The sequence below is a fragment of the Streptomyces sp. NPDC046925 genome, from assembly GCF_040644915.1.
Classification (GTDB): Bacteria; Actinomycetota; Actinomycetes; order Streptomycetales; family Streptomycetaceae; genus Streptomyces.
In genome coordinates, this window is record NZ_JBEYWZ010000001.1 from 1,165,966 (window position 1) to 1,177,646 (window position 11,681).

Here is an 11,681-nt window from a genome sequence, read left to right on the forward strand (position 1 = left end):
GCGACCCCGGTTGACAGTAGCGTGGCGGCTTAGCTGCCGTCGCCCGGCGTGCGGCCGCCCGGCGCGCGGCCGCCCGGCGCGCGGCCCCTGACCCCGCCGGGGTCGCACACCGGGGTCGCACGCCGGGCGGCTGTCGCTCAGACCAGGCTCGTCAGCTGCGACTTGTCGAAGGGCAGCGCGTCGCCGAGCCTGCTCTCCAGGGCCTTGGCCGCCCACTCCGGGTCGGCGATGAGGGCGCGGCCCACCGCCACCAGGTCGAACTCGTCCCGCTCCAGGCGGTCGATGAGCGGATCGATGCCCGTGGCGGCGGACGGCGCCGCCCAGCCCTGCGAGCCGATGAACACCTGGTCGAGGCCGACCGAGCCCACGGTGACCACGGGCACCCCGGAGACCTTCTTGACCCAGCCCGCGAGGTTGAGGTCGCTGCCCTCGAACTCCGGCACCCAGTAGCGGCGGGTGGAGGCGTGCAGGACGTCGACGCCCGCGTTCACCAGCGGCGTGATCAGGCGCTCCAGCTCCTCGGGAGTCTTTGCGAGCTGCGCGTCGTAGGTGCCGGCCTTCCACTGCGAGAGCCGGAAGAAGACGGGGAAGTCGGGCGAGACGGCGGCCCGCACGGCCGCGACGATCTCCGCGGCGAAGCGGGTACGGGACTCGAGGTCGCCGCCGTAGCCGTCGGTGCGCCGGTTCGTGCGCTCCCAGAGGAACTGGTCGATCAGGTAGCCGTGCGCGCCGTGCAGTTCGACGCCGTCGAAGCCGATGCGCTCGGCGGCGGCAGCGGCGTCCGCGAACGCCCGGATCACGTCGTCGAGGTCGTCGGCCGTCAGGGCGCTGCCCTTGGGCTGTCCGTCGAGGCCGATCGCGGAGGGGCCCGCCGCGGGGGCGGAGGGCACCGGGCCCTTGCCCTCGTCGCGGGTGATGCCGACGTGCCACAGCTGCGGAATGATCTTCCCGCCCGCTCCGTGCACGGCGTCGACCACCTTGCGCCAGCCTTCGAGGGCGTCGTCCCCGTGGAAGCGCGGCACCCGGTCGCTCGTACCGGCGGAGGCGTGGCCGACGTACGTGCCCTCGGTGATGATCAGGCCGACACCGGCGGCGGCCCGGCGGGCGTAGTACTCCGCCACGTCCGCACCCGGTACGCCGCCCGGCGAGAACTCCCGGGTCATGGGTGCCATCACGATGCGGTTGGGCAGGGTGAGGCTGCCGACGCTGAAGGGGCGGTCGAGGGTCTGGGGGGTGCGCGCGGTCTGCGACGGCGAGGTCATGCGTCCTCCTGGCAGGGGATGAAGGTGCGATCATCCTGCGATCGATGACGCAAGCGTACGCGCTTTACTCATGTCGTTCGTCGGCGGGCCCCGCGGTGTGCGGCGGAGACAGGGCGCCACCCTCGCCGCGCGCCCCACGCAGGCGCCGCACCGCCCTCGTACCGGCCCCGCGTCGCCCGCGCACTCCGGCGTCGACCGAACCTTCCGACCCGCCACGGGAATACGCCGCCGCGTGGGACAATTCCGGCGTGGACGGGGGGATCCTCGAGCGGGATCGTGAACTGGTTCGGCTGACCGCCGCCGCACGGGACGCGGCCGGCGGCGCGGGTTCGGTGGCGCTCGTCTTCGGTGAGGCCGGGATCGGCAAATCGAGCCTCGTGAACGCGCTGCCGGGTGTGCTGTCCGCGCAGGCCAGGGTGCTGGTGGGGCAGTGCGACGACCTCGCCACGCGGCGCCCGCTCGGCCCCTTCCGCGATCTTGTCGGCAGCGTACGGGCCGAGCTGGCGCAAGCGGTGACCGAGGGCGGCGACCGGCACCGGGTGTACGACGCGCTGCGGGCCGAACTCGGCGATCCGCCGCATCCCACGGTCCTGGTCGTAGAGGACGTGCACTGGGCGGACGAGGCCTCTCTCGACGCGCTGCGGTTCCTCGTACGCCGCATGGACCGCATGCCCGCCGTCCTCGTGCTGACCTACCGCGACGACGAACTGAGCCGCGAACACCCCCTGCGCCACCTCCTGGGCCAGGTGTCCCGGGCCGCCCGCGTGCACCGGGTCCCGCTGTCCCGGCTGTCCCGCGATGCGGTGCGCACCCTGAGCGCGGCCAGCCGCCTCGACCCCGCGCAGGTGTACGCCGTGACGTCGGGCAACCCCTTCTACGTCGCCGAGGTCGTCGCGGCGGGCGGCACCGGAGACGTGCCGCCCACCGTGGTCGACGCCGTCCTGGCCCGGCTGCGCGGCCTCGACGACGCGGCACGCGACGCGCTCGAACAGCTCGCCGTGGTGCCGTCGGCGGCCGAGCGCCCCCTGGCCGACGCGCTGCTGCCCTGCGGAGTGGGCCAGTTGGCGTCGGCCGAGCGGCGCGGCCTGCTCGTCGTGGCCCCCGAGCGGGTGATGTTCCGGCACGAGATCATCCGGCGGGCCATCGCCGACTCGCTGCCCGCGGCACGGCGCATCGAACTCAACCGCAGGGTGCTCACGGTCCTGGTCGAGCAGCCCGGCGCCGACTCCTCGCGCATCGTCCACCACGCCGCCCAGGCGGGCGACCAGGACGCCATCGCACGCTACGGCCCCGACGCGGCCAGGGACGCCGCACGCACCGGCGCGCACCGGGAGGCCGCCGCCCAGCTGCGCCTGGTCCTGCGCCAGCGCGCACGCTACGGCCCGGCCGAACTCGCCGACCTCCTGGAGCGGTTCGCGGTGGAGAGCTACACCATCGCCGACTCCCCGGCCGCCGTCGGCGCCCAGCGGGAAGCCGTCGCCCTGCGCCGCTCCCTGGGCGACCTGCGGGCACTGGGCGCCGATCTGCGCTGGCTCTCGCGGATCCACTGGTGGGCGGGCGACGCGGACGCGGCACAGGAGGCCGCCAGGGAAGCCATCGGCGTACTCGAACAGGCCGGTGACGAGAAGCTCCTCGCGCTCGCGCTCAGCAACACCTCCCAGCTGCGCATGCTCTCCGACCGCTATGCCGAGGCCGTCGGTTTCGGCGAGCGCGCCATCACCCTGGCCCGGCGCACGGGCGACGCGGCGATCCTCTCCCACGCCCTGAACAACGTCGGCACCGCCCGCTGGCGCGGCGGCGACCCGCTGGGCCGCCCGCAGCTGGAGGAGAGCCTGGCAGTCGCCCTGAAGGCGGACGAGGCCGAGCACGCCTGCCGCGCCTACGCCAACGTCATCTGGACGCTCCTGGAGAACCTCCGGTTCGCGGAGGCCGACCACTTCCTGGCGCCCGCCATGGAGTTCGCCGACCGCACGGAGCATCTGGGGTTCCTGCGCTACCTCCAAGTGGAGCTCGCGCTGCGGCAGTTCGCGGCGGGCAAGTGGGACGAGGCGGAGAAGCAGGCTGAGTCCGGTGACGCGCAGGAGTTCCCGCCCGCGCGCTGCCCCGCCCTGACCGTCCTCGCGCGCGTGCGGATCAGACGCGGCGCGAAGGGCGGCGACGAACTTCTGGGCCGGGCCTGGGAGGTCGCCGCGCGCACGAGGGAGCTCCAGCGCACGGCCCCGGTCGCGGCGGCCCGTGCGGAGGCGGCCTGGCTGCGCGGTGACCTCGCCGCCGTGCTGGACACCGTCGGCCCCCTGTACGCACAGGCGCGCTCCCTGGCGGCGACGCCGTACCGCGCGGAGCTCGGCCACTGGCTGGCCAAGGCGGGGCAGCACGTCGACGCGGACGGCTCGGATCATCCCTACGACCTCCAGGCCGCCGGGCAGTGGCGCCTTGCCGCCGAGGCCTGGCGGGCCGCCGGGTGCCCCTACGAACACGCCGCCGCCCTCGCGGACAGCCCGGACCCGGCGGACAAACTCACCGCGCTCGCCGGACTCGACGCCCTGGGCGCCGAACCCCTGGCCCGGATCGTCCGCGCCGACCTGCGCACCCTCGGCGTCGCCCGGATCCCGCGCGGCCCGCACGCGGCGACCCGCCGCAACCCCGCGGGCCTCACCGGCCGCCAGCTTCAGGTCGGACAGCTCCTGGCGGAGGGCCTGACCAACATCGAGATCGCCGCCCGGCTCTTCCTGTCGGTCCGCACCGTCGACAACCACGTCCGCGCGGTCCTGGAGAAGCTCGGCGCCCGCACCCGGCGCGAGGTCGCCGCCCGCGCCGTGCAGCTGGGCATCGAGATCGGCCGCGAAAAGTAGGCAGTGGCCGGGCGTGAGCTGGGTGGCGGGCACCTCTATCCGCGTGCGCGGGGCGGCACTAGAACGGGCTCATCGGATGCTCCGAACCGACGGGGGAAACATGTCGATGACGCCCGATCAGGAAGCACGCAGGGAACTGGCCGGATTCAAAGGGGAGTTGAAGGGGCCGGACGACGCCGGGTACGACGAGGTGCGCGCCGTCTACAACGCGATGACCGACAAGCGCCCCGCGCTCGTCGCCCGCTGCACCGACGCCGACGACGTGGCCCGCGTCATCGGCTTCGCCCGCGCGCACGGCCTGCCGCTCGCGGTCCGCGGCGGCGGCCACCACGGAGCGGGCCTGGGCACGGTCGAGGGCGGTGTGGTCGCCGACCTGTCACCGCTCAAGACCATCGAGGTCGATCCGGTGACCCGTACGGCACGGGTCGGCGGCGGCTGCGTCTGGGGCGAGGTGGACCGCGCCACGCACGAGCACGGTCTGGCCACCCCGAGCGGCATCATCTCCTCCACGGGCGTCGGCGGCCTCACCCTGGGCGGCGGCCTCGGCCACCTCACGCGCCGGTACGGGCTGAGCATCGACAACGTCCTGGAGGCCGACCTCGTCCTTGCCGACGGCCGTCAGGTGCGGGCGAGCGCCGAGACGAACAGCGACCTGTACTGGGCGATCCGCGGCGGGGGCGGCAACTTCGGCGTCGTCACCTCCTTCCTCTTCCGGCTGCACGAACTGAGCACGGTCATCGCCGGACCGACCTTCTGGCCCGCCGAGCGGGGCGGCGAAGTCCTCGCCGCCTACCGTGACTTCCAGCCCGGGCTGCCCCGCGATGTGGCCGGCTTCTTCATGTTCGGCACCGTGCCCCCGGCCCCGCCCTTCCCCGAGAGCCTGCACCTGCGCAAGATCTGCGGCGTCGTGTGGTGCCACACCGCCGGGGACACCGACACCGCCGACCGCGCCATGGCGCCGCTGCTCGACGCGCTGCCCGAGCCGCTCCTGCACGCCGTGGGGGAGATGCCGCACCCGGTGCTCCAGTCCATGTTCGACGGGCTCTACCCGCCCGGCGACCAGTGGTACTGGCGGGCGGACTTCGTCGACGAGATCCCGGACGACGCCGTCACCCTGCACGCCAAGTTCGGCGCCGAGGTGCCGACCATGAAGTCGACGATGCACCTGTACCCCATCGACGGCGCCGCCCACGACCACGCCCCCGCGGACACCGCCTGGAGCTACCGCGGCGCCCGCTGGGCCTGCGTGTACGCGGGAGTGGACCCCGACCCGTCCAGGGCCGACCTCATCAAACGCTGGACCGTCGACTACTTCGACGCGCTGCACCCGTACTCGGCGGGCGGCGCCTACGTGAACATGATGATGGACGAGGGGCAGGAACGCGTCCGGGCGAGCTACCGCGACAATTACCCCCGCCTGGCGCGCATCAAGGCCGCGTACGACCCGGACAACGTCTTCCGCCTCAACCAGAACATCGAGCCGGACCCGCACGGTCCCGCGTAGCTCACGCGGCCCGCCCCGCCGCGCCGCCGTGCGGCGGGGACCGTAGCGTGGGCCCATGTGCTGGAGCGAGACCGCCGATCTCGTGGCGGGCGCGGGCATCGCCGCCGTGGGGGTCGCCTGTGTGACCCGCGCGGTCCGCGGCGGGAGCCCGCGGGACCTGCCGATCGCCGCGCTCCCGCTCCTCCTCGGCGCCCACCAGATCATCGAGTCGCGGGTATGGAGCAACGACGGCGGGAGCGGCCCCGCCACCCTCGCCTGGGCCGTGATCGCCCTGCCGCTGCTCCCGCTGTGGCTGCCCCTCGCGGTGCTGTGCGCGGCGCCGCCCGGAGCGCGCCGCCGCCTCGTGATCCCTCTTGCGGCGGGGATCGCGACGGCGGCGGCGCTGTCCTACTGCCTGGCGACCCGCACCGTGACGGCCGAGATCCGCGGCCACACCGTCGGGTACGTGCTCGGGCTTCCGCACCCCGGTCTCATCGTCGCCGGATACCTCCTGGCCACCATCGGCTCCCTGCTCCTCTCCGGCGACCGGGGCCTGGTCCTCTTCGGCGTCCTGGCCGCCGTCGGGGCGGCGGTGTGCGTGCTGCTGTGGCGGCGGGAGTACATCTCCACGTGGTGCGCGTTCGCGGCGGTGTGCTCCGTGGTCCTGTACTTCTGGCTCAGAAGGCGTTCTCGTCCAGTTCGAGCGCGGTCCGGTCCAGGCTTTCGAGCAGCGTGAACTGGGCCTCGGTCTTGGGCAGTTCATGGCGGAAGAAGTAACGGCAGGCCGCGAGCTTGCCCGCGTGGAAGTCCTCGGTGCCCGCTTCGGCGGCCAGCATCTGCTCCAGCCACATCCAGGCGACGACCACGTGCCCGACCGCTTCGAGATAGACGCTCGCGTTGGCGAGCGCCGTCTGCGGGTCACCCGTCGACCAGAGCCGCTGGGTCACGTCCACCGCACGGGCCACGGACGCGTCGAGCGCACGCCCGTACCCGGCCGCGGAGCCGCCTGCCGCGGCGGCCCTGGCGGTCGTCCGCGTGATCTGCTCGCCGAGCAGCCGCAGGCCCGCGCCGCCGCCCATGACGACCTTGCGGCCGAGCAGGTCGAGGCCGTGGATGCCGTGCGTGCCCTCGTGGATGGGGTTGAGGCGGTTGTCGCGGTAGAACTGCTCGACGTTGTACTCGCGCGTGTAGCCATAGCCGCCGTGCACCTGGATCGCCAGGTTGTTGGCTTCCAGGCACCACTGCGAGGGCCAGCTCTTGGCGACGGGCGTCAGCACGTCGAGCAGCAGCTTGGCCTCGTCGCGGTCCTGCTGCGCGGCGCCGGTGTTCTGCTCGTCGAGAAGCCGCCCGCAGTACAGATTGAGGGCGAGCGCGCCCTCCACGTACGCCTTCTGGGCCAGGAGCATCCTGCGTACGTCGGCATGCTCGATGATCGGCACCTGCGGTGATGCCGGGTCCTTGCCGGTGACGGGGCGGCCCTGCGGGCGGGTGCGCGCGTAGTCCAGGGCGTGCAGATAGCCGGTGTAGCCGAGCGCGGTGGCGCCCAGGCCCACGCCGATCCGGGCCTCGTTCATCATGTGGAACATGTACGCGAGGCCGTGGTTGGCCTCCCCGATGAGATGGCCGACCGCGCCGGGCTCGCCGCCGGGCCGGTGGGCGCCCTCGCCGAAGTTCAGGAGGGTGTTCGTGGTCCCGCGGTAGCCCATCTTGTGGTTGAGGCCCGCGAGCACGACGTCATTGCGCTCGCCGAGCGCCCCGTCCTCGCCGACCAGGACCTTGGGCACGACGAACAGCGAGAGCCCCTTCACGCCGGGCGGGCCGCCGGGGATGCGCGCGAGCACCAGGTGCACGATGTTCTCCGACAGCTCGTGCTCGCCGCCGGAGATCCACATCTTGTTCCCGAAGAGGCGGTACGTCCCGTCAGCCCGCGCCTCGGCCCGCGTCGCCACATCGGCGAGCGACGACCCCGCCTGCGGCTCCGACAGACACATCGTGCCCAGGAAGCGGCCCTCCACCATGGGGCGTACGTAGGTGTCGATCTGCTCCTTGGAGGCGTGCGCGAGGAGCAGATTGGCGTTGCCCATGGTCAGGAAGGGATAGGCGGCCGTGCCGACGTTGGCCGCCTGGAACCAGGCGAAGCAGGCCTGCGCCACCACGGCCGGCAGCTGCCCGCCGCCGATCTCGTGGTCCATGGCGCTCGCCAGGAGCCCCGAGTCCCCGAAGACCCGCAGCGCCTCCTTGACCTCGGGGATGATGTGCACCCGCTCCCCGTCGAAGGTGGGCTCCTGCGCGTCGGCCTTCTTGTTGTGCGGGGCGAAGTGCCGCGTGGCGATCTGCTCGCTCAGCTCCAGGGCGGCGTCGAAGGTCTCGCGCGAGTGGTCCGCGTACCGCTCCCGGCCGGTGAGCGCGGGCACGTCCAGCCATTCGTACAGCAGGAACTCGAGATCGCGACGGGACAGGAGCAGGGATGCCATGCGGATTCTCCATGCGGTGACGGTTACGGCGGTACCGATCCCGGGGCAGGGAGCCCCGCGCACCCGATACTAAGCGGTTGCTTATGGGGTTTGTCGAGGGTAGCCCGCGGTAACCGGCCTCAGCCGGCCGGTTCGGCCCGGAACGTGGCCGCGTGCACGGCCTCGAACAGCGCCGTGACGTCCTGACCCGTGAGCCCTTCGGACCGCGCCTGGCGCATCCACTCCGCGAGGGCCTGCTGGAGGGGGGAGTCCGGGCCCGCCTGCGGCCGGGCCAGGGAGCGGGTGATGAACGTGCCCGCCCCCTGGCGGACCTCTGCGAGCCCCGCACGCTCCAGCTCGCGGTAGGCCTTGAGCGTCGTGTTCGGGTTCACCTTCGTGGCCGCGGCGACCTGCGCGGCCGTGGGCAGCCGGTCGCCTTCCACCAACGCGCCCATACGCAGGGCCTGTTCGACCTGGCGCACGATCTGCAGATACGTGGCCACACCGCTGCGCCGGTCGATGCGGAATTCGACCACTGTCCCCACTCTCTGCTCGTTTGCGGACACTTTACGTACTTGCCCTCACGATCGTCCTAGAGGGGCCGCCGCGACGCCCACCACAGGACGAAGACGGCCACGGCGGCGGTCGCGCCGAGCAGCAGGGCGGCACCGGTCCACTGCATGCCCGGCATCTGGTCGTAGCCGAAGTACTCGACCACGCTGTTGACGATGCCGTGCTCCTTGATGCAGGCGTTCGTGGCCTTCTCGGTCTGCTCGGCGCACGTGCCCCACCCGTAGAGCTGCCCGTCCGCGCTGCCGACCCAGCGGTCCGTCTCCACCGCGCCGCCGCTGTCGAGGATGGGGGGCGTGTCGCCGTTCAGCGGATACGTGAGCAGGCGCGGGGTGGCGAGACGACCACGGAACTCGCCCCAGGCCACCACGACGAACAGGGAGAAGAAGAAGGAGACCAGCATGGCGGGCAGCACCCTGCGCAGCAGCATGCCGATCGCGATGCCGCTGACGGTGAGGAAGAGGGAGAGCGCGGCGAGCATGGGGCCGGTGTTGTCGAACACCTCGCCCGACAGCCACTCCGTGAGCATGAGATCGCGGTAGGGCTCCCACCACCAGAAGAGCAGCGTGGAGAGGACGACGGCGGACATCAGAACGAGCGAGAGGCACCAGGCCAGCTTGGCCGCGAGCCAGCGGCGGCGCGGCACCGACTGCGTGGTGACCAGCTGCGCGGTGCCGTGTTCCTGGTCGCTCGCGATCAGCGGGGCGCCGAGGAAGACACCGAAGAAGACGGGCAGGGCGCCCAGCGCCGAGGTGATGTACTCGAAACTGTGCGGGGCCGAGATCAGGTGGACCTCCTTGTCCGGCCAGCCCTTCGCGGCGAGCATGTCGGCCATCACGCCGCGCTCGTAGATGATCCCGGCCGCGCCGAGGACGACCAGGGCGACGACCATCCACGTGGTGGCGCGGTGCTGGCGCAGGACGAGCCAGGTGAGCCCGTGCAGCAGCCCCGGCTTCTTGGCGGACTGCCCCGTGCGGGGCTGCTCGGTGAGGGTGGTGCTCATGCGGCGGCGATCCCTTCGGCCTCGATGCGGGCGGAGTGCGTGAACAGCGGCTCCGCGTCCGGTGCGCGGAGGTGGGCGAGCAGGACTTCCTCCAGGCTCGGTTCGGTGACCTCCCAGTCCGGGGCCAGCGGGCCGTTCGGACGCAGGAGGGCGCGGAACTGCCGCCCCTGGAGCCGGAATTCGACCACGGTGTGCGGGGTGAGATCGGCGGGCGGCGTGCCGTCGGGAGCGAGTCCGGTCACCAGGGCGTGGGCCGGGACCAGCTCCTCGGTGTCGCCCGCCATCCGGATCCTGCCGTCCGCGACGACCAGGAGGTAGTCGCACATGTCCTCCAGCTCGGAGAGCATGTGGGAGGACATCACCACCGTGGTGCCGCGCTCGACGGCCTCGGACATCAGCAGCGAGCCCATCTCGTCCCGGGCCAGCGGGTCGAGGTCCGCCATCGGCTCGTCGAGCAGCAGCAGATCGGGCCGCTTGCCGAAGGCCAGTGCGAACGCGACGCGGGTGCGCTGCCCTCCCGAGAGCGTGCCGACCCTGGCGTCCATCGGCACGTTGCCGGAGCGCACGATCCGCTCGGCGGCCGCCATGTCCCAGCCGGGGTTGAGTTCGCTGCCCATGCGCAGCGTCTCGGCCACGGTGAACCGCCTGAACAGCGACTTGTCCTGGGAGAGGAAGGCGTAGCGGGGCATCGCGGCCGGATCGTCCGCGGGCACGCCGAAGACGCGCAGTTCGCCCTCGGTCGGGTTCACCAGGCGGGTCGCGATCCCCAACAGGGTGCTCTTTCCGGCGCCGTTGGGGCCGACGAGACCACAGATCCGCCCGGCGGGCACCCGGAAGGAACAGTCACGCAGCGCCCAGCCGCGGCGATAACGCTTGCCCAGGCCGCGGGCCTCGAGCGCGATCTCTCCCGGGGTTCCCGCGGCACCGGCGGGGTCGGCGAAGGTCATGTCCACGCGCGCCTCTCTCGATTCCATTAAACAATTAATGGAATCATGATCTGCCCGCACCGAACATGTCAAACAGCCCCCTGGCGAACGCCAGGGGGCTGCGTGCCCCGTAAGGGGTGCGGGGAACTGCGCGGAACCGCTACTGGCCCGCGGGGAACCGCCCCTCGCCGTCCAGGGAGGACTGGAGCCGTACGTTCGCCATCCGCATGTGTTCCGCCATCGCCCGGTCCGCGGCCTCGGGGTCGCCCGCGCGGATCGCGTCCAGGACCGCGCCGTGCTCGCACAGGGTGCCGCTGACGGTGCCCTCGATGTCGCCGGCCCGCTCCATCCAGACCTGGAGCAGCGCGCGGATGCTGTGCAGGATGTCGCTGAGCACGGAGTTGCGTGCGATGTGCGCCGTCTCCAGGTGGAAGGCGATGTCGGCGTCGACGAAGGCCTTGACGTCCGAGCCCGCCTCCCGCATCCGTTCCAAGTGCCCTTCCAGGCGCCGCACATCCTCTTCGCCGGCCCGCTCGGCGGCGAGCCGTGCCGAGACGCCTTCCATGTACGTGCGCACCTCGACCAGGTCCCGGGTGCGCCGCTGACCCAGCATCAGGCCCCAGTTGATGGCGCGCGGCAGGAACTCCGATGTGCCCTCGCGGACATACGAGCCCGAGCCCGGCCTGATCTCGATGATGCCGAGGACGTCGAGCGCGGACAGCGCCCCGCGCACGCTGGAGCGGGCCACGCCGAGGGCCTCGGCGAGCTGGCGCTCGGCGGGCAGCCGGGTGCCCGGCTTGATGTTGCCGGCGGAGAGGTGGTCGAGGAGGCGCTTGGCGACCTCGCTGACCGAGGACTCGCGCACCACCGGGCGCAGGAGCTGGGCGAGATCCGGCTGCTGCTGATCGGGCTGACTGGTCACGGTCACCAGTAGACCAGACCGCCGTATCCGGTGGTCGGGGAGGACTGGCTCCGGGCCCGCATACCTCCCGCCACCTGGTGTTTGTCAAGGGTTCAACGACTCCGGCCTCTGCGACATTCGCCACTTTGGTAAATTGGTGACCAATTTGAGAATCGGGCCTAGCGTGAACTCCAGACCGGCCCCGGCGTGGCCGCCCCCGCTGCCCCCGCC

Annotated in this window: 9 protein-coding genes; 3 read left to right on the top strand and 6 right to left on the bottom strand. The window is 72.4% G+C overall.

The features are described 5' to 3' along the window. Positions 1–137 precede the first annotated feature (137 nt). Entirely contained in the window at positions 138–1,262 is a 1,125-nt protein-coding gene (locus ABZ906_RS04915) for an NADH:flavin oxidoreductase (protein WP_361185658.1), read from the bottom strand. 248 nt (positions 1,263–1,510) lie between these two features. Here ABZ906_RS04915 and ABZ906_RS04920 point away from each other — a divergent pair, with 248 nt between their 5' ends. The 3 genes from ABZ906_RS04920 (at position 1,511) to ABZ906_RS04930 (ending at position 6,333) form a co-directional block, all read left to right on the top strand. Then, positions 1,511–4,114 carry an AAA family ATPase gene (locus ABZ906_RS04920; protein WP_361377399.1) on the top strand — a complete coding sequence of 868 codons (2,604 nt, stop codon included), beginning with the start codon at positions 1,511–1,513 and terminating at the stop codon, positions 4,112–4,114. A gap of 100 nt (positions 4,115–4,214) precedes the next feature. Continuing rightward, positions 4,215–5,618: an FAD-binding oxidoreductase gene (locus ABZ906_RS04925; RefSeq protein WP_361377402.1), complete on the top strand. Its 1,404-nt coding sequence runs from the start codon at positions 4,215–4,217 to the stop codon at positions 5,616–5,618. A 55-nt stretch (positions 5,619–5,673) separates the two neighbouring features. Next, positions 5,674–6,333, top strand: coding sequence for a DUF6629 family protein (locus ABZ906_RS04930; protein ID WP_361377405.1), 660 nt, complete (start codon positions 5,674–5,676; stop codon positions 6,331–6,333). On the opposite strand, the gene ABZ906_RS04935 is transcribed toward ABZ906_RS04930, so the two are convergent. The 5 genes from ABZ906_RS04935 to ABZ906_RS04955 all read right to left on the bottom strand — a co-directional run bounded on the left by ABZ906_RS04935 (position 6,275) and on the right by ABZ906_RS04955 (position 11,477). After that, a complete protein-coding gene (locus ABZ906_RS04935; protein ID WP_361377408.1) occupies positions 6,275–8,071 on the bottom strand; it encodes an acyl-CoA dehydrogenase in 1,797 nt (598 codons plus the stop codon). The two genes, ABZ906_RS04930 and ABZ906_RS04935, sit on opposite strands and share 59 nt — an antisense overlap. Before the next feature lie 119 nt (positions 8,072–8,190). Beyond that, the gene (locus tag ABZ906_RS04940; RefSeq protein ID WP_361185669.1) at positions 8,191–8,595 is read right to left on the bottom strand and encodes a GntR family transcriptional regulator; all 405 of its coding nucleotides are present in this window, start codon (positions 8,593–8,595) and stop codon (positions 8,191–8,193) included. Between the two features lie 47 nt (positions 8,596–8,642). Continuing rightward, positions 8,643–9,623 carry an ABC transporter permease gene (locus tag ABZ906_RS04945; RefSeq protein WP_361377411.1) on the bottom strand — a complete coding sequence of 327 codons (981 nt, stop codon included), beginning with the start codon at positions 9,621–9,623 and terminating at the stop codon, positions 8,643–8,645. After that, on the bottom strand, positions 9,620–10,570 hold the full coding sequence (locus ABZ906_RS04950) for an ABC transporter ATP-binding protein (protein ID WP_361378096.1): 951 nt from the start codon (positions 10,568–10,570) through the stop codon (positions 9,620–9,622). The genes ABZ906_RS04945 and ABZ906_RS04950 overlap by 4 nt, the downstream gene beginning before the upstream one ends. A 139-nt stretch (positions 10,571–10,709) precedes the next feature. Beyond that, on the bottom strand, positions 10,710–11,477 hold the full coding sequence (locus ABZ906_RS04955) for a FadR/GntR family transcriptional regulator (protein WP_361377414.1): 768 nt from the start codon (positions 11,475–11,477) through the stop codon (positions 10,710–10,712). Between the last annotated feature and the right edge of the window lie 204 nt (positions 11,478–11,681).